The following is an 18,354-nucleotide window of genomic DNA, read 5'->3' as shown; positions in this document are numbered from 1 at the left end:
ATCCGCGCTAAATAAAAAGCAGTATTCGATCACTTTATTTCAAAATCGTTACAGCCGGACAGACCGGTAACTATAAAGATAATCATCCGGCCGTAAGTCAAATAATCGGAATGATAGCGGACACATATGAAAGGCTTATTAACGGCCCCGCCCCGGCGGCGGCAACCCTGTCTGAAAAAAGGCGGTTCGGCTATATCGGGTGATTCGTAATAAAAGAGGCACAGATTAAGTAAGCCGGGTTTTCGCTGCCCCTTTGCGGCTGCGAAAACCCGTGTTGGAATTCAGAGCTTAAAAATTAAAATGTTTCCCAATTTTCCGATGTATGTTCCTGCTCCGGTGAAGCGGTAAGCGGCGACAGCAGGCGTTTCTCCGGCTTATCCTCGGCCGGCGGCGCGTTATTGACGCTATTTCCCCCGGCGGGCAGATGGAAAATGGCCACGGTTTGAGTCAAAAGACGGGCCTGTTCTTCAAGGGACGCGGCCGCTGCGGCGGATTCCTGAACCAGCGCCGCATTTTGCTGGGTAACGCTGTCCATTTCCGATACCGCTTGCCCTACCTGACTGATCCCCCTGCTCTGCTCATCGGAAGCAGAGGAAATTTCCCCCATCAGATCGGTGACCTTGGCCACCGCCTGGACAATATTATGCATGGTTTCACCGGCACGGGAGGCCTGAACCGAACCGGTGTTGACCCGTTCAACCGACTCGCTGATCAACCCTTCGATTTCCTTCGCCGCCTGTGCGCTGCGCTGGGCCAGGCTACGCACTTCTCCCGCCACCACGGCGAAGCCACGGCCCTGTTCGCCGGCTCTCGCCGCTTCAACCGCCGCGTTCAACGCCAGAATATTGGTCTGGAACGCTATGCCGTTGATGACCCCGGTAATATCGGCGATCTTTTTCGAGCTGGTGCTGATGCTGCTCATGGTCTCCACAACCTCATCAACAATAGCGCCGCCCTTTTTAGCGGTATCCGAGGCGTCCTGCACCATCTTGTTGGCCTGAAATACATTTTCGGTATTCTGTTTCACCGTCGCGCTCAGCTGTTCCATGCTGGCGGCGGTTTCCTCCAGGGCGGAAGCCTGTTGTTCGGTACGGGATGATAAATCGCTGTTGCCTAGACTGATTTCTCCCGAACCCTGGTAGATAGAGGCCGAACTGTCCCGAATGGCCGTCACGGTCCGGATCAGGCTTTGCTGCATACTCTGTAAATGAGGAATCAGCTGTCCGACATTGTTGCGGCCGAATTCAGCGATAGTCTCGCCCAGATGTCCGTCCGACAGGGTTTCAAGCTGGGATTCAATACGCTTTAGCGGTTTAATCATGAAATTGATCAGATAACGGTCAGTGAGCAGCAGAATGGCAATGCCGGCAACAAGTGCGGCAATCAAGATCTTACGGCTTAAATCCACCAGTGTATAAACCTGTTTGACAGATTCATCCGAACGGGCCTGTGCTTTGAATTTTTCGGCCGCCGCGCCAAACGCCACGCTAAACGGCGGATATTGCGTTCTGAAAAATTGGCGGTATTGATCCAGCTGCTTGGCCCGCGCCGCCTGGAACATCGGCTCAAGGGCTTGATTGATAAGTTTGGTCCAGCTATCAATCATGGCATCCGTAACGGCGGTATCGCTGGATAAGTGCGGTTTGGCCTTAAATGAGGCCAAGGCATCTTTGGCGTTCTGAAAGGAGTCCGCCGCCGTTGCCAGAACTTTATCCGCGTCCGCCATTTCCCCGGTTTGCACAAAATCCATCGCCCTGGCCAGTCGCGTGACGGTGCGAAAGTACTGATCGTTGCCGCGGCTTATGATATCTATATCGGCCTTTTGCTCTTCACTGGTCGCTAAAAATTGAGTTACCTGATTTAGGGAAGAGAGAGTAAACGCGGAAACCCCGCCCCATAAAATCAAAAAAAAACCAAGCGTAATTAGTAGGATAACCCTGATACTGGTATTTTTAAGTAAGCTCATGGTAAGGCTCCTGTCAATTATATCTATGCTGACTTCTGCGCATATGTGTGAAAAGGCGTGCAGGATGTAAAAACATAAATTTTCAAATTTACTATTAAGCGCATTCTCTATTGAAGACGTATGAGGGAAATGACCTCGTCTTTATTAAGCGAAATATCAGCTAATTTCCGCTCCCTGTAAAACGGTTTACTGATATAGTATCTTTATCGACCGGCACCTTAGAAACTTTATGGTTATGCCGGAAAAAAAGAGATCAAAAACAGATGGTTAGGAGGCTAAGCGGTTACCGCTACTCCTCATTTTTGATTGCGTAAAATCTGTAAATTTTTCGCTGTTTCTAAACCCTAAATTCTTACAGCCCATTAATAAACAAGGAGTTTAGTCACCGTTTTTCCTGTTGCACTCTTTTTTTCCTTCAGAGATCGATTTTTTTTCTGCCGATTAAAGTTATAATAAATATATTATGGCGATAATATACGGTAAGGAATGGCAAGCCGACCTGGCATTGTTCAAGATGCATTATTATTGTCCGATTGGTTGATTCCTTTCTTTCTGCGGGTCCTATCCACCAACTCTACTTTTTGAATGGCTTTTTTTAGCATGATGTAAAGAAATTGGCTTCGTAAGGCCGATTTAGTTCTGCGTGGGGAGTAAAGAATGTCTCAGTTAATAAAATACCACCGGGTTATGAGACAAATTAAGCCAATATAGTTTCGAAGGCTGATTAATAAAATAGGATAATGCATTGCTTATTATTACGTGCGGATAAACGGCGTATATATTATTTAACGCCTATCGTAATGAGGGGTGCCTATGTCAGTGAAATGCGCGCCGCCGGCTGAGAGCAGGATATCTTTCAGAGTCCCTCGGGTTCTCTTGTCCGGAAACATAAACAAATTTGAATTTTGCAACACAACCCGCAGAAAATGAGTGGATAAGGCTGTTAACGTCCCCGCATGGCCGCTGAAACTATTGCATGAGCGTGAGATGATCCGCGTTGACGTGTCTACGGGATCTTGCTATTGACCATGGAAAAAAAAGATTATCACTTCTTAGTCGTCTCCCCCACCAACGATCTGACAAAAATGGTCTGCAAGATCGCGCCGGAGTTCGATTGCAGCATCACGCTGGTACGCGGCGTATTGGACAACGCTGCGGAGATGGCGCGCAAGTCTCTGGATTCCCATACCGAGATTATCATCAGCCGCGGCGGCACGGCGGGATATTTACGCAATAATTTCAATGATATACCTATTGTATCCGTCCATACTACCGCGCTGAACGTTCTTCGGACTCTGCTGGATTTCAACCGGTCCGCCGCCCCCGGTGACGCCGCCGGCAAAATCGTCTGTTTTAGCTTCGGGCACGAAATTTACGGTTTGCAGCAGGTGGCCCAGGCCCTGCGTTGCGGCATTACCAACGCTGTTTTCGATAATTTTCAGGAGCTGGAAAATAAAATAATTCTGGCAAAAGAAGCCGGGGCGGAGCTGCTGTTGGGCGGGCAATTGATCCCGCCCCTGGCGGTAAAATACGGTCTTAGGGCCAAGGTACTGGAGTCCGAAGAGGATTCGGTGCGGATCGCTTTTAATGAAGCATGCAATATTGCCGGTACCCGGCGCGTTTTGACCCAGCGTAATTTTATGCTGCAAACCATTTTGGACAGCGTGTGGGACGGCGTCCTGGTCACCGATACCGACAATCATATTACCCACATGAATAAACGGGCCGAATCCATCATGAATGTGGATTTCAGCTCCGTGCTCGGCCATAAAGCCCGCGACGTCATCCCTAATACCAATGTCGAGAGCGTTTTAAACAGCAAACGCGCCGAATACGGCGAACTGCAAGATATCGGCAACGCCACCATCGTCACCAACAGGGTACCTATTATCATCGACTCCTCCTGCTGGGGAGTGGTTTGTACCTTTACCGAAGCGGCGGATATCAAGCACCAGGAGATGCGGCTGCGCAAGCTTAAGCAAACCGGCTTCGCCGCCAAATACCGTCTGGAAGATATCGTCACCGGGCACGGGGATATGCGTGAAATCATCGAGCTGGCCGCTATCTACGCCAAAACCGACTCGACGGTGCTTATTCAAGGGGAGTCAGGTACCGGCAAAGAACTTTTTGCCCAGGGAATACATCATGCCAGTGCCCGCCGGGATAACCCTTTTGTCGCCCTTAATTGCGCCACAATTCCCGAGAACCTGTTGGAAAGCGAACTGTTCGGTTATGAGGCCGGCGCCTTTACCGGCGCCAGAAGCAAAGGGAAACCAGGTCTTTTTGAACTGGCCGATAAAGGAACCCTCTTTCTTGATGAGATGGGTGAGCTGCCCCTGTCCTTCCAGGTTAAGCTGCTGCGGATATTGCAGGAAAAAGAAGTGCGCCGGGTGGGGGGCCACAGCACTCTCTCAATTGACGTGCGCATCGTCTGCGCCACCAATAAAAACTTAAGCCAGCTTTGCGCCAGCGGCGGGTTCAGGGAAGATCTGTATTACCGCCTCAACATTCTCTCCCTGGATATTCCCCCTCTGAGAGCGCGGGGCGATGACGCGCTGATCATCGGCAAACGTTTGCTGGCGCGGCGGATTCATGATGAGCAGCAGTTGGCGGCGATCTATCCTTTTATGGAGAAGACCTTTGTGACCTGGCCGTGGCCGGGCAATGTGCGCGAATTGCAAAGCGTCGTGGAACGCATCGCCCTGCTATTTCAAATCAAAGACGAAAAAAAGCGGCGTTTGCTGCTTGACCGGCTTTTTCTTCGCATCAAAAGCGCTGCGCCGAACCTCATCGCCGATGACGGCGCCTCCGGCGATTTTTCCCTGCCGCCACCGGCCGAAAGGGACTCTTTGCCGCTGAAAACCATGATTAAGCGTCACGAACAGCAAATCATCATGCGCTGCCTGGCGGAATGCCAGGGGAGTCACAGCAAGGTGGCGCAGAAACTGGGGATCAGCACCATGAGCCTTTGGCGTAAACTTCAGGAGATGAAATATAGCGAGTCGGATAATCATCCCGCCGGTGAGGCAGATAAAGAATAAATTTTTGCATTCTCTTGCCGCTATTTTCACTTTATTCACGCTGCTGATAATGGCATATCAAAATTGATATAACATAAATGATATATATTTATCAATTTTGATAAAACAACCGTTCTACACATGGGAAAAATTAAGCCGCTTAAAAAGCGATATCATGCATTCAATTGAATATTAAGGTTATTTAAAAAATAAATATCGGGCATTTTTTCTGGCACGATAACTGCTATTCCTGTACTGAGCCGCTGAAAGATGCTTGCCACAGGCATCAGCTTTCGGTAAAGAAACAATCATCTTTATTGTACGGGAATAATTGACATGAGTGGAATGGGAACAAAATTAAAAGCCAGACTGCAGCAAAAAAATATTCTGGTGGCGCCGGGCGCCCATGATGTTTTAACGGCGAAAATCATTGAAGACACCGGTTTTGAAGCCGTGTATATGACAGGGTACGGCACCGCCGCCAGCATGCTCGGTCAGCCCGATGTAGGTCTTTTAACTCAGGTCGAGATGGCCACGCGGGCCAGGAATATTGTCGATCGCGTCAACATTCCGGTTATTGCCGATGCCGATACCGGGTTTGGCAATGCCGTGAATATGATCAGAACCACCCGGCTTTATGAAAGCGCCGGCGTGGCCATGATGCAGATAGAGGACCAGGTTGCACCTAAGAAATGCGGGCATATGCTGGGTCGCGACGTGGTGCCGCTGGAAGAAATGGTAGGCAAAATCCAGGCGGCTTGCGACGCTCGCCGTGGCGATATGCTGATAATGGCCCGTACCGACGCACGAACCAATTATGGTCTTGAAGAAGCGATAAAACGCGGTAAAGCGTATGAAAAAGCCGGGGCGGATGTATTGTTTATCGAATCGGTGGAAACGGAAGAGGAAATGCGCGTCGTCACCAGCAGTTTCAATGTGCCCGTATTGGCTAATATGCTTGAACATGGGCGGACCCCGCTGCTCTCCGCCGGGAGGCTGCAGGATATCGGCTACAATCTGGTTATTTTCTGCGTCTCTTCAGTGTATGCCGAAGCCCGGGCCGTTTCTGAATTAATGAAAACATTAAAACGGGAAGGCACCACTGAAAATTTCATCAAATACATGATCCCTTTTGAGGAATTTAACCAATTGCTGAATTTACCGGAAATCAGGGCGGCGGAAGAAAAGTATTATACCGGTCGCAAAGCGGATTATGAAAACAATAAATAGTTAAATTAGTATTATCAAAATTTTACTTTTAGCTCGGGGTAATATATATCCCTAAACTATTACCCCGACAATACTTTTGCCATTGCCTCTTATAACCTATTTTAAGGATATTATTCAGGAGATATCCCCATGGCTAATATACAGAAAAAAAGGATGACTCAGTATCACTGGTGGGTCATGAGTTTAATATTTATTGTTTACACGGTGGAATATGCGGACCGGGCTAATATCGGTTTTGCCCTGCCGTTTATTCAAAAAGAATATAATCTGGACAACACGCAGGCAGGCCTTCTGGTAAGCCTTTTTTTTGCCGGTTATGCCATCATGCAAATCCCAGCCGGGTTTTTGGTCAATAAATTCGGCGTTAAAATAACCTATTCGCTGGGTATTTTTCTCACCGCTATTTGTACAGGTCTGATGGGTATAGTGAATTCGGCCCTGCATCTCAAGATGCTGAGAACGCTGGTGGGGATCAGCGAGTCCACCGTGGTTATCGGCTCCACGGTAACCATCAATAACTGGTTTCCCGCCAAAGAAAAGGGAACGGCCACCGGTATTTTTTTGGCCAGCTCCAATATGGGGCCGCTTATTGTGCCGTTGATCAGCGCCTGGATCCTGATGAATTTCGATTGGCGCTATATTTTTATCCTGTTTAGTATTCCCGGCATCCTTTTGGCGATTATCTGGGCGGTAATGGTCTGTAACCATCCCGAACAAAGTAAATTCGTGTCCAAAGAAGAGCTGAAATATATCAAGAGCGGCGTCTCCTCGCTCAATAACCAGGCACGGGAGATCAAGGCATTCCGCTTTTACTGGCTGGATCGCGTGATTCGCACCAGGGAAGTGGCGGACCTCACCAGTTCAAAACAGTGTTTCCGCTGCTGGGATATTTACGGCGCGGCGCTGGGCTACTTTTTTATGGTAGGCACCGTTGGCGTTCTGATGTCATGGCTGCCGAAATACCTGTTACAGGAGAAGGGATTTTCGGTAATGCATTCCGCCATGCTGGCGGCCTCCCCTTTTGTCGGCACGCTCATCGGCAATCTGCTTGGGGGCTGGCTGTCCGATAATGTCTTGGGAAAAAGGAGAAAACCCCTGATGATGGTCAGCGCCATTTCCACCATTGTTTCCATGAATCTCATTATCCACGCACCGGAAAATCAGTGGCTGCTGACCGCGCTGTTTTTCGTGACCGGCCTGCTGTTAGCCCTGGGCTATTCGGCTTTTTCCGTGTATGCCATGGGCCGGGTGAACAAAGCCACCTATCCTATCGCTTATGGCATTATCAATATGGGCGGACAATTGGGGGGAATGTGCCTGCCCTTTATCGTGGGAATGATTCTGGACCACTATAGCTGGAATATGGTTTTTTTCGCCTTATCCGTCGGGGCAATGCTCTGCCTGATCTTTGTCGTCACCATTGTCGAGCCCAGACCGCGGGACGCCGATGCCCAGCCGGCCGGCAGCGCCAGCGGGCTGCATAAGGACAGTGGGCTCAGGGTGTAAACGTTAAAGGCATTCACCTGCTCAATGCGCAACAAGAGATGCAAAAAAAACATGAAACAGAGACGGGAAAATCGCTATTTCCCGGAGTGCTTGCCGTTGATCAACCACACGCCGAATAAAATAAAGGCGACACCGAAGGTTTTGAAGAATGTAGCCGTTTCATTGAACCACGGCAGCAAAACGGCGGCAAAATACACCAGGGCATAGCTGATACTGATTAACGGATAAGCCGTGCTTAACGGCAAATAAAGCAAAGCATAAAACCAGCACAGCATGGATAAGGCATAAGCCAGGATGCCGCCGGCTAACGCCAGCAGCGGCAGCCCGTAATAGGCAACGAGTCCCGGAGCAATGAGATTCAACGGCAGCAGGGGGATTTGCGCCATACCCCATTTCATCAGCAGTTGCGCCACCGTCACCAACAGCACGCTGGCCGCCGCCCAGGATAATCCCTTCATGCAAACAGCCCCATCAACGCTATACCCAGGATAATGGATGCCACACCGCACCACTGGCGCAGCGTAATCCGCTCATGAAAAAGCCAGTGCGCGCATAAGGCGACAAGAACAAAATTCAAACTGAGCATGGGATAGGCCTGGCTCAGGGGCAAACGTTGCAGCACGCTGAGCCAGACGACCAAGGCAATAATCAACAGCACCGCCGCCGCCGCCAGCCAGCCCAGGGTTGCCCGGCGGCGATGTTGTGGCGGCCGGCGCCGCCGCCAGCACAAGGCGGCCTGCTTTTGACACAGCTGACCGCCGCATGCCAGCAGGCTCGCCAGCAACACCAGGAGATAGCCGTTCATGGCCGTTGCCGGTAGAAATACAGCGCTAACTCGTTTAGCTGCCGCACGGCGTCGGCGGGGGGCAGATCGCCTGCCACATCATGGCCCTCACGTAGCCGCAGCACCAGAGACACGTTGCCGTGCTGCCGCGCCTGCGACAACCAGTGGGTAAAATCCTGCCCGCTGACAAAGTGACCCTGCGCATCGGGATAAGCCAGCCCGTAGCTCAATTCACCTTTCTCCCGGTACATTTCGATATCGCTGCGCTTAAGCTCCCATGCCAGCGAGGTAGCCACGCCGACATTGTTGCTTAATATATAGCCGCCGCGATCCAGCAGATCGGCGTTAAGCCGGATAAAGTGCTGCGGCTGTTTATTGTCGATGGTATGCTGCGGAATCGCATATCCCACCAGCAGCCCGAGCAGCAGCGGACAAGCCGCGACCCATGCAAAGCGTTGTCCGGCGCGGCGCAGGGATAAAACGGCGAACAATACCCAGCCCGCGAAGGCGATAATGCCGATGGCGATTTTCGGCCACTCCTGCCGGCCGTACAGCGGGTGATGGAACAAACCGAAGCCCATGGCCGCCAGCGCCACGATGCATACCCCACCGAAAATAATATTGATGACCGCGTTCAGCCGGAAAACGCGATGACGTAACGCCGCGGCGCAGTCGGCGGCATAGGCGGCCATCAGCAGCGCCAATGGCGCCATGCAGGGCAAAATATAGGTCGGGAGCTTGCCTTTGGCGATGCTGAAAAACAGCAACGGCATCACGACCCAGGAGAACAGGACAAACAGCTCGGGCCGGACGCGGCGCTCAAACCAGCCTTTTAGCAACGATCCCGGCAGCAAACCAAGCCAGGGCATGGTTCCGCCCACGATCACCGGCAGATAATACCAGAACGGCGCCTTATGCTGAGCGTTGTCCTCGGCAAAACGCTGAATATGCTGCACCCAGAAAAAATAGTGCCAGAAATCCGGTTCACGGTGCGCCACCGCCAGTGCCCAGGGCAAGCAGAGCAATACCGCCGCCATCACCGCCGACGGGCCATAGATTAACAGCTCCCGGAAACGGCGCTGCTGTATGGCGATGGGCAGCACGGCGAACACCGGTACCGCCAGAGCCAGGAACCCCTTGGTCATGACGCCCATGGCGCAGGCCAATCCCAGCAATATGTAGGCCGCCCATTTTTTGCCCGGGCTTTCGGCGCGCCACCCCAGGTAAAAGCAGGCCATGGCCGCCGTAAGCCACAGCGTAATCATCGGATCCAGCACGTTGTAGGTGCCGACGCCGAACACTAACGTCATGGAAAGAAAAATCAGGGCGGCGAGCAACGCCGTGCTGCGCTGCCGCCACATCATCATTGCCAGGGCGAAGACCAAAAGGGCGGTAATACCGCTGCTGAACGCCACCGCAAAACGAAGGGCGAAATTGGAGTCGCCGAATAGCCATTGGCTGATATTGTTCAACCAATAGCCCGCCACCGGCTTCTCGAAATAGCGCAGCCCGAGCAAATGGGGCACCACCCAGTCGCCGCGCTGCAGCATTTCCCGGCTGATCTCGGCATAACGGGTTTCATCGGGCTGCCACAATAAACGGCCGTTCAGGGGAAGCAGATAGAGCAAGACAAAAAAAAGGACCACGCCGCCGCCGGCGGCCCGGACATTTTGCAAGATTTTCATCATGTTTCAACCACCGGGACCTGACATCCCAGCCATCCTTCGCGCCCCGGAAACGGTGTGCGAACCACGCGCCCAAGAGGCAATGAATTGATATCCGCCGGCAATAACGCGCTTAGGGGACAAAAAAGAATGTCCTGCTGTTGCGCCCGTTGCAGTAATTGTTCAAACATCCCCGACTGCGAGCGGCCTTCTACTTCAGTGTGGATGGTATAAACGGTTGGACCGATATCTTTGGCGATCAAATCGAGAATATAGTCGTTGTAATCCTCCAACTGTATTTCACGCCCGATCGCTTCATCGAACGTCGGCAGCGTTACCGGGATTTGCACGGTGCCGATGCGATTATCATCCAACAGCGGCCTGAAGGGATGGACGCCGCGGCAGTCGCTGTTGTAGCGAAAGCCAAAATTCTGCTTTGCCGCCAGCACCCGTCCGTCGGCGCGCCACCCCGCCGCCGCGGAGCAGGTCACCGGCCGGCCGATCCCGGCCTGCAGCGCGTCCACGCCGAGCCGGATCTGCCGTTCAAGTTCGGCTGACGGCCAGCGCCCCGCCATGGCCTGCCAGCCCTGGTGATCCCAGGCATGCAAGCCTGTTTCATGCCCGGCGTCGGCGGTCTGCGCCATAAGCGGCCCCAGCGAGCGGGCAATATTCCTGCCGGGCCAGGCCGTGCCGGCCAGCAGGATATCCCAGCCATAAAGCGACACGGCATGGGAACGCAGCATTTTCAGCAAAAAGCGCGGATACATCAGCCGCCAAAGATGGCGGCCCATATTGTCCGGCCCGACGCTGAAAAAGAAGCTGGCGACAATATTATAGCGTTCAAAAAGCGCCAACAAACGCGGCACCCCGTCCCGGGTGCCGCTGAAGGTATCCACATCTACCCGTAATCCGACTCGTTTCACCCTTTTCTACCCGCGGAAACGGTGCAGCGCAGGAAGAAATCCAGAGTATCGGCAACGGTCTGCTCCATGGCAATGGCCGGCTGCCAGTTCAACAGCCGGCGGGCATTTTCTATACTCGGCTTTCGATGCTCAACGTCCTGGTAACCCTGGCCGTAATAGTTTTTGCTTTCGACATTTTTGAAGCCGGCAAAAGGCGGGAAGCGATCGCGCAGCGGGTGACGCTCAAAGCTGGCCAGCAGCATCTCCCCCAGTTCACGGATACTGGCCTCGTTGGCGGGATTACCGATATTCACAATCTGTCCGTCGCAGCGCCCGTCACGGTTTTCAATGATGCGATAAAGGGCTTCTATGCCGTCGTTGATATCGGTGAAGCAGCGTTTTTGCGCCCCGCCGTCCACCAGCTTGATGGGCGATCCTTCCACCAGGTTAAGGATCAATTGGGTGATGGCCCGAGAACTGCCGATACGGGCGGCGTCAAGGTTGTCCAGGCGCGGTCCCATCCAATTGAAAGGCCGAAAGAGGGTGAACTTCAATCCCTCTTTGGCGCCGTAGGCCCAAATGACCCTATCCAGCAACTGCTTGGAAACCGAATAGATCCAGCGCTGTTTATTGATGGGCCCGACGATCAGCCGGGAGGTATCTTCGTTAAACTCCGGATCGTCGCACATGCCGTATACTTCCGAGGTGGAGGGGAAGATAATGCGTTTGTGATACTTCACGCAGTCACGCACGATTTTCAGGTTTTCCTCGAAATCCAGCTCGAACACCCGCAGCGGGTTACGGGTATATTCAATGGGCGTGGCAATTGCCACCAGCGGCATGACCACATCGCATTTTTTAATATGGTATTCGACCCATTCGGAATGAATGCTGATGTCCCCTTCGACAAAGTGAAAGTGCGGGTTATCCAGGAAGCGCTCAATGGCATCGGAACCGATATCCAGCCCGTAAATATCGTACCGATCTTCACGTAGCAGGCGTTCGGTCAGATGATTACCGATGAAACCGTTCACACCGAGAATCAGCACCCGAACCCTGCGTCCATGCGCCGCCGCGGGCCTGGCCGCCAGGCGCACGCCGGGCATAATACCCATTTCCTGGGCCAGACGGTTGCCTTGCATATACAAAGCGGTCTCGCCCTGGCCGCTTTGTATAACCAGCGCGCCCTCGCCACAGGCGATAGTGAGCGGAGAGGTGCTAAGCACCGTACCGGGCTGCTTGTCGTGAACAGTATCCAGCGCCATGCTGCGCCAGATGATCAGCTTTCGCTCCCCAAGATAAGTGAATGCCCCCGGGTAAGGTTCGGTAACCGCCCGCACCAGATTGGCTATCTCCCGAGCCGGCTTATGCCAGAAAATTTCGCCGTCCGCGGCGGTGCGGCGACCGAAGTAGCTGGCTTCGGCCTCGTTTTGCGGCATGCATTCGACATTTCCGGCCTTGAGCAGCGGCAACAGATCGTCCAGCAGCGGTTTCGCCGCCTCGCGCATCTTGGCGTGCAGGCTCAATGCGGTATCGTTATCCGCGATAGGCAGGATGGTCTGGGCGACAATGTCGCCGGCATCGGCTCTTTTCACCATACGGTGCAGCGTGATGCCGGTCTGGGTTTCGCCATTCACCAGCACCCAGTTAACCGGCGCGCGGCCGCGGTAGCGCGGCAGCAGCGAGCCGTGCAGATTGAAGCCTCCACAGGGCGCCAGGGACAGAATTTCCTCGCTCAGCATATGGCGATAATAAAAGGAAAAGATAATATCCGGCCGCAGCTTGCGGATATGTTCCACCCATAACGGATGGTTGACGTCCTCCGGCGCATACACCGGCACATCGAGATCGGCCCCCAGCCTCGCCACGGAAGAGAAGAATTTATTTTCACCGGGCTCGTCGGTATGGGTAAACACAGCCTGAACGTCGTAGCCGGCCTCCACCAGGGCGGTTAACCCGACACAGCCGATATCATGGTAAGCAAATACGATAGCTTTCATCATTCATTTTCCTGAGTATGCGAGGACTGCTGCCGGCCGATCACTTTCTGCACAAAATAGCGGGGACGGGCGCGGACATCGTTGTAGATACGGCCGATGTACTCCCCCAGTAACCCCATACCGACGAACTGAGCGCCAATAAAGGTAAACAGTACGGCGAACAGGGTAAAAACGCCGTTCGCCGCCCATTGGGGACCCAAGATCAGGCGCATGGCGATTAATATCACCGAAAGGGTAAAACCGGATACGGCAATCACGCTGCCCACCAGACTTAACAACCGCAACGGCGTGGTGGTCAGGCAGGTGATCAAGTCGTACATCAAATTGATAAGCTTCAAAAAGCTGTATTTTGAATCGCCGAACTCCCGCTCGGCGTGGCTGACGTTGATTTCGGTGGTTCGCCTGGCAAAGGAATTCGCCAGGATGGGAATAAAAGTGCTGCGCTCATGGCAATGCAGCATGGCCTCCACCACCTGGCGCCGATAGGCCCGCAACATGCAGCCGTAATCCCCCATGGCTTTGCCGGTGGAGCGTTGGATCAATTTGTTGATCATGTGCGAGGCGGTTTTGCGGAACCAGGAATCTTGCCGGTTGGCCCGAACCGATCCCACCACGTCATAACCCTCTTCCGCAACGCTCACCAGGCGGGGGATTTCCTCCGGCGGGTTTTGCAGATCGGCGTCCAGGGTAATGACTAAATCGCCGGTAGCCTGCAGAAAACCGGCCATGATCGCCGAGTGCTGGCCGTAGTTGCGATTCAGCAGCACGGCAATGATATGGCTGTCCGGCCGTTCCGCCGCCGCCGACAGAATATCGGCGGAATTATCGCTGCTGCCGTCGTCCACCAGGATAATCTCATAACGCTGGCGTAATTGACCGCAGGCGGCGCTGGTACGGCCAATCAGCGCCGTTAAGCTTTCTTGTTCGTTAAATACCGGAATGACGATCGAAACGGTATTAAGAGGTTCAACGCGAGGCACTGGGCGGCTCCACTAGTGAAAACAAGGCATTGACCACCAGATCGACATCTTCCTGGGTCATATCGGGAAATAACGGCAAAGTGCACAGACGCGCCGAATTCCATTCGGTGTCGGGTAACGACAGCTGCGGATAACGCTCACGGTAGAATTTTTGGGTATGGACGGCGCGAAAATGCAGTCCGGTACCGATCCCCTTATCCTGCAGGCGCTCCATCAATTGGTCTCGATCCAGGCCGCAGCGCTCCGGATCGACGCGTATCATAAACAAATGCCAGGCATGCCCATGGGCGTAGTCCGGCAACCCCAGCGGCAGGAAGGGCGACTCCGCGAGCCGCCGGCGATATTGTTCCGCCAGCCGGCGGCGGCGGGCGTTCATCTCAGGAAGACGCGCCAGCTGCACCACGGCGATAGCCGCGTGGATATCGGAAAGATTATATTTGAAGCCGGGCTCCACCACTTCGGCCTGTGGTTTACGCCCCAGCCTGTCGCGATCGAAAGCGTCCACCCCGAGACCGTGGAATTTCAGTCTGCGTACCCGTTCGGCCAGCATATCGTCGTCGGTGGCAATCAAACCGCCTTCGGCGCAAGTCATGTTTTTGATGGCATGGAAAGAGAATATCGCGGTGCCGCGAGCACCTATCCATTCGTTTTTATAGCGTGCGCCCACCGCGTGTGCGGCGTCTTCAACCAGCGGAATGCCGTAACGCAGGGCCACGGCGCGCAGCGGATCCAGATCCAGCGGCGCGCCGGCGTAATGAACCGGGACAATGGCCCTGGTCCTGGGAGTGATGGCCTTTTCCACCGCGTCGGCATCCACCATCAGCGTATCGCGGTCCACATCGATCATCACCGGCCGGGCGCCGAGCAGTTCGATCATATTGGCCGTGGAGACCCAGGTTTGGGATGGAGTAATGACTTCATCACCGGGACCGATGCCTAGAGCCATCAAGGCGATATGCATACCGGCGGTAGCGGAACTGACGGCAATAGCGTGCCGGCAGCCGAACGCCGCGCTAAAATCGATTTCCAATTGCCGATTCCGCGGACCGGTGGTAATCCAGCCCGATTGTAATACCTGCTCAACGGCGTTTATCTCTTCTGCACCGATTGAGGGGCGGGAAAAAGGCAGCAGGAGATCCATATTCGTTACCACAGTAATAAATGCATTTTGATAGTAACTATAATCCCTCTTTATTAAACGAAGATTAAATTTAATAGGAATAACTGCACCCATTCTGGACTTTAATTAATCGATTATGAGGGAATTCGGCTTAATTCATGGGCAACGCACTTTATTAACTAAGCCTTCTCCCGATAAATCAACGGGTAAGCCCTCTTTTTACCCGCCGAACGGCGATCGGCGACGCAACCGCCGAAAACAAAGGTACCGCCCCGGCCGAAAGCTTTAACCAAAAAGAGGCGTAGTTTGGTTGTATCACATTATTTTGATAGGTAAGTTTTATTTTTTTCGAATAAACTTTCTTACATAATACTCCTGTTGCTCTTAAAGCTGAATAGCTATCAAAAATGGCATGGAGAAATTGCGATGAGATTAGCATTATCATCCCCCACGGTATTATTAATTAATCCTTAAGAGAAAGAATTTATAGGTAACACCATAAGCCGGATTATTCCCCGGCGATAAAATCCCCGCGATGTTCTTTAATCCAATCGATGACCGTTAATGCCGGTCGTTGGGTAAGAGCAAACAGGTCTGGCGTTGTCTCGGCATAAAATCCTTCACGTATTAATGTATCTTGCCCAAGCAGTGCCTCAATCAGCGGCGGAAGCAGACCGGCTCTCAGGTAGAGCGTCCGCTGCTCGTCTCGGGCGCGGTAGTGATATCTTACCCGCCGCGACAGGTTTTCTTCGAGATAATCGGCGATATAACCCATCGTCACCGCCGTGGGTCCGGTGAGATGATAAACCTTATCAGCGTGGCGCTCGGCGCCTTCCAGTAATATCCGCGCCGCGGCGGCCGCTACATCCGATGAGTCCACCAGCGCCGCCTGACCGGAACCCGCGATCCCGCCCCATAATCCCAACGGAACAAAGCGCGCCGCTACGGCTAAAACGGCATCCAGCGATAATGCCGGATGTATCCGGGTGGCCGTGATGCTTTGAGCGGCGAGATGCCTATCGGTCTCACTCTGCCATTGCCTTGCCGATTGCCCAGGGCATCCGCCGCCTTCCGATAGGTTGACCAGATAGGGCACTTCCGCCTGCACCGCTGCGTCGATCATGGCAAGATCGTAGCGGGAAGGTCTCTGCGGGTCCCCTCCGGCCAGAAAGGCCCGATCGGTATCCTGGAATGCAACCCGCAACGACAATGAATCCTCCCGTTGGATAGCCATATATTCAACGTTTCCCTTGTCGCGATGCCCACGAGCCAAATGGGGAGCATCGGTTAGCACCCGCACCCTGGCCCCTTGCGCGGCCAATGTATCGGTCAGTTTATCCACCGCCGCCCATGTCCCCCCCGCAATGGTCACCCTGATCATGGGAAAAACTCCTTTTGCCTATAAAAAGCGCCTTCGCTTCAGATAAGGAACCGCACCTTGCGGCGTTATGCCGATAATGGCTGACGCCTACCCGGCGCGGCAAAGCGAAATAATATCAATATTATCACTAAAATCGCGGAAATACCGACCGTTGCCGGACTTGTCCGCGATTTCGCCGGGGTCTGGCCGTAAAAAGACCGGCAGCGGCCTCATACAAAACCTTCACTACCTGGATATTGCGGGTGGCTTCGGCGGCCTAGGGGTAAGCGGTTGACTAAACTAATACGTACGACTATATTACTTTTATGGCTAGAGCATCTCATAAAGCAAAAATCCTGACCGTCGGCATGCAGGTCGTCCATGCACATGGCTTTGCCGGTGCGAGCGTAAGGGATATCGTCCAGGCGGCAGGTGTACCCCAAGGGTCGTTTACCAACCATTTCGCTTCTAAGGAAGCGTTCGGGCTGGAAGTAATCGACCTTTACTTCGCCAATGCCCGCAAGACCATCAGCGAAACGCTGCGTAATGACCAACTGCCGCCGCTGCAACGTTTGCGTGCCTATATTGACGCCGGTATCGACAGGCTTAATAAAAACCATATGCGCGACGGGTGCCTGCTTGGCAATTTCGCCGCCGAAGCCAGCGGCTGGAGCGAGCCCATCAGGCAGCGGTTAAATGACGTATTCGACGAGATCCAGCAATCCTTGGCTTATTGCCTGCGCGCCGCGGTTAAAGCCGGCGAACTGGATGCGCATCTGGACAGTGAAGAAATGGCGGGATTTATAGTCTCATCGCTCCAAGGCGCCAATCTACTGGCGAAAGCCCAGCTTAACCCCGCACCGGTGGAACGCTTCAGGGACCTGCTGTTTTCGGCAATATTGCCTCGGGTCCATGCCGCGAAAGCCACGCTGTAACCCGCGTTGGCCCGTTTTCCGCCGAGAGGGGCAACGGCTATCTCTGTTTTGACTGCAGTTCTTCCAACTGGCGTGAAGTATACGCCAATTGCTCTTTGAGAGAGTTAACAATATCCCCTTCCAGATCGTCAATCTTGTCGTGCAGCGCATACATTTCCAAATCGGCATTCACGTTGACATTGGAGGCGATTTCAGCACGTTAGCGACCCACTTCCCCTTCCCTCTTCTGACTCATCATGATGGCAGGGGCGGTATACGCGGCCTGGAATGATAATGGCTTGCGTTCATATAAACGTGCAGGTGCCAATCATTGAGGTGAGCTTGTCCGCCAGCCGTTGGCCTAAGGTTCTGGGAGCAACAAAATCCGAAGAGGGCATCAGTAAGGTAGCGCGCTCGCTTCGGCTACTGGTCCGCAATTCCTCAAGCTGTTTTTTTTGATTTTGCGTCCATAAAAGTATCCTGCTATAACGCGCTGATAGATAAGATATATTTAATATTTAGTTTGATTGTAAATTAATATTTATGATTTACCAGCTTACCAACTACACAAATTTATATAAATTTGTGTCTAATTTATGGACGATGAGAATCCGCTGTTTTCTCATTTTCTTATTGATTTTTATGATAAAAATGACCATAAGCACCGCTGGACCGCATTAACACTCTTCATGATAATGGTTAAAAAGATCTTAATAAATTTCTTTTCGACAGATACGGGCTGCGCCGCACCTATCCAAAGCAGGTCTAACCATTGCTTTTATTTATTAATCCCGGACGTGAGTAGCATATTTATAGACGTTCTGTTCGGGAGCTAAACTAAAATGACTGTCTTTACCGGATATGTTACAGTCATCACAGATTAAAACACCATTTTATAAGCCTTTTTC

13 protein-coding genes are annotated in these 18,354 nt (G+C 52.9%); 4 read left to right on the top strand and 9 right to left on the bottom strand.

The genetic code is table 11. The features are described 5' to 3' along the window. Positions 1–295 precede the first annotated feature (295 nt). The gene (locus ACL2XJ_RS11905; RefSeq protein ID WP_413726585.1) at positions 296–1,966 is read right to left on the bottom strand and encodes a methyl-accepting chemotaxis protein; all 1,671 of its coding nucleotides are present in this window, start codon (positions 1,964–1,966) and stop codon (positions 296–298) included. Positions 1,967–2,994: 1,028 nt separating this feature from the next. Here ACL2XJ_RS11905 and ACL2XJ_RS11900 point away from each other — a divergent pair. From ACL2XJ_RS11900 to ACL2XJ_RS11890, 3 genes are all read left to right on the top strand, one after another. Then, entirely contained in the window at positions 2,995–5,007 is a 2,013-nt protein-coding gene (locus tag ACL2XJ_RS11900) for a sigma 54-interacting transcriptional regulator (protein ID WP_413726584.1), read from the top strand. 324 nt (positions 5,008–5,331) lie between these two features. Beyond that, a complete protein-coding gene (locus tag ACL2XJ_RS11895; RefSeq protein ID WP_413726583.1) occupies positions 5,332–6,216 on the top strand; it encodes an isocitrate lyase/PEP mutase family protein in 885 nt (294 codons plus the stop codon). Positions 6,217–6,345: 129 nt separating this feature from the next. After that, positions 6,346–7,722 carry an MFS transporter gene (locus ACL2XJ_RS11890; protein ID WP_413726582.1) on the top strand — a complete coding sequence of 459 codons (1,377 nt, stop codon included), beginning with the start codon at positions 6,346–6,348 and terminating at the stop codon, positions 7,720–7,722. Between the two features lie 74 nt (positions 7,723–7,796). Here ACL2XJ_RS11890 and arnF read toward each other — a convergent pair whose 3' ends face one another. From arnF to ACL2XJ_RS11850, 8 genes are all read right to left on the bottom strand, one after another. After that, positions 7,797–8,180 carry a 4-amino-4-deoxy-L-arabinose-phosphoundecaprenol flippase subunit ArnF gene (gene arnF / locus ACL2XJ_RS11885; protein ID WP_132923427.1) on the bottom strand — a complete coding sequence of 128 codons (384 nt, stop codon included), beginning with the start codon at positions 8,178–8,180 and terminating at the stop codon, positions 7,797–7,799. Continuing rightward, positions 8,177–8,527, bottom strand: a complete 351-nt coding sequence (arnE, locus tag ACL2XJ_RS11880) for a 4-amino-4-deoxy-L-arabinose-phosphoundecaprenol flippase subunit ArnE (protein WP_413726581.1) — start codon at positions 8,525–8,527, stop codon at positions 8,177–8,179. Before arnE ends, arnF begins: the two co-directional genes overlap by 4 nt. Then, positions 8,524–10,191 (bottom strand): lipid IV(A) 4-amino-4-deoxy-L-arabinosyltransferase, encoded by a 1,668-nt coding sequence (gene arnT, locus ACL2XJ_RS11875; protein WP_413726885.1) that lies wholly within the window; start codon positions 10,189–10,191, stop codon positions 8,524–8,526. The genes arnE and arnT overlap by 4 nt, the downstream gene beginning before the upstream one ends. Continuing rightward, positions 10,191–11,093, bottom strand: a complete 903-nt coding sequence (gene arnD, locus ACL2XJ_RS11870) for a 4-deoxy-4-formamido-L-arabinose-phosphoundecaprenol deformylase (protein WP_413726580.1) — start codon at positions 11,091–11,093, stop codon at positions 10,191–10,193. The genes arnT and arnD overlap by 1 nt, the downstream gene beginning before the upstream one ends. Continuing rightward, complete coding sequence (gene arnA / locus ACL2XJ_RS11865; protein WP_413726884.1) at positions 11,090–13,072, bottom strand: bifunctional UDP-4-amino-4-deoxy-L-arabinose formyltransferase/UDP-glucuronic acid oxidase ArnA; 1,983 nt, start codon at positions 13,070–13,072, stop codon at positions 11,090–11,092. Before arnA ends, arnD begins: the two co-directional genes overlap by 4 nt. Next, positions 13,072–14,052, bottom strand: coding sequence for an undecaprenyl-phosphate 4-deoxy-4-formamido-L-arabinose transferase (gene arnC, locus ACL2XJ_RS11860; RefSeq protein ID WP_132923430.1), 981 nt, complete (start codon positions 14,050–14,052; stop codon positions 13,072–13,074). Before arnC ends, arnA begins: the two co-directional genes overlap by 1 nt. Next, entirely contained in the window at positions 14,039–15,193 is a 1,155-nt protein-coding gene (gene arnB / locus ACL2XJ_RS11855; RefSeq protein ID WP_413726579.1) for a UDP-4-amino-4-deoxy-L-arabinose aminotransferase, read from the bottom strand. Before arnB ends, arnC begins: the two co-directional genes overlap by 14 nt. A gap of 487 nt (positions 15,194–15,680) precedes the next feature. Next, positions 15,681–16,553, bottom strand: a complete 873-nt coding sequence (locus tag ACL2XJ_RS11850) for a hypothetical protein (protein WP_413726578.1) — start codon at positions 16,551–16,553, stop codon at positions 15,681–15,683. 305 nt (positions 16,554–16,858) lie between these two features. Between ACL2XJ_RS11850 and ACL2XJ_RS11845 the strand changes: the two genes are divergently transcribed. Next, positions 16,859–17,467, top strand: a complete 609-nt coding sequence (locus tag ACL2XJ_RS11845) for a TetR/AcrR family transcriptional regulator (protein WP_132923433.1) — start codon at positions 16,859–16,861, stop codon at positions 17,465–17,467. The last annotated feature ends 887 nt before the right edge of the window (positions 17,468–18,354 follow it).

It is taken from the genome of Sodalis sp. RH16 (assembly GCF_047324245.1).
Lineage (GTDB): Bacteria > Pseudomonadota > Gammaproteobacteria > Enterobacterales > Enterobacteriaceae > Acerihabitans > Acerihabitans ligni.
This window is presented reverse-complemented; position numbering and strand designations above follow the sequence as displayed.

Coding starts and splice junctions, on each gene's coding strand:
- ACL2XJ_RS11905 (WP_413726585.1), bottom strand. CDS start 1,966: ATGAGCTTACTTAAAAATACCAGTATCAGGGTTATCCTACTAATTACG.
- ACL2XJ_RS11900 (WP_413726584.1), top strand. CDS start 2,995: ATGGAAAAAAAAGATTATCACTTCTTAGTCGTCTCCCCCACCAACGAT.
- ACL2XJ_RS11895 (WP_413726583.1), top strand. CDS start 5,332: ATGGGAACAAAATTAAAAGCCAGACTGCAGCAAAAAAATATTCTGGTG.
- ACL2XJ_RS11890 (WP_413726582.1), top strand. CDS start 6,346: ATGGCTAATATACAGAAAAAAAGGATGACTCAGTATCACTGGTGGGTC.
- arnF (WP_132923427.1), bottom strand. CDS start 8,180: ATGAAGGGATTATCCTGGGCGGCGGCCAGCGTGCTGTTGGTGACGGTG.
- arnE (WP_413726581.1), bottom strand. CDS start 8,527: ATGAACGGCTATCTCCTGGTGTTGCTGGCGAGCCTGCTGGCATGCGGC.
- arnT (WP_413726885.1), bottom strand. CDS start 10,191: ATGAAAATCTTGCAAAATGTCCGGGCCGCCGGCGGCGGCGTGGTCCTT.
- arnA (WP_413726884.1), bottom strand. CDS start 13,072: ATGAAAGCTATCGTATTTGCTTACCATGATATCGGCTGTGTCGGGTTA.
- arnB (WP_413726579.1), bottom strand. CDS start 15,193: ATGGATCTCCTGCTGCCTTTTTCCCGCCCCTCAATCGGTGCAGAAGAG.
- ACL2XJ_RS11850 (WP_413726578.1), bottom strand. CDS start 16,553: ATGATCAGGGTGACCATTGCGGGGGGGACATGGGCGGCGGTGGATAAA.
- ACL2XJ_RS11845 (WP_132923433.1), top strand. CDS start 16,859: ATGGCTAGAGCATCTCATAAAGCAAAAATCCTGACCGTCGGCATGCAG.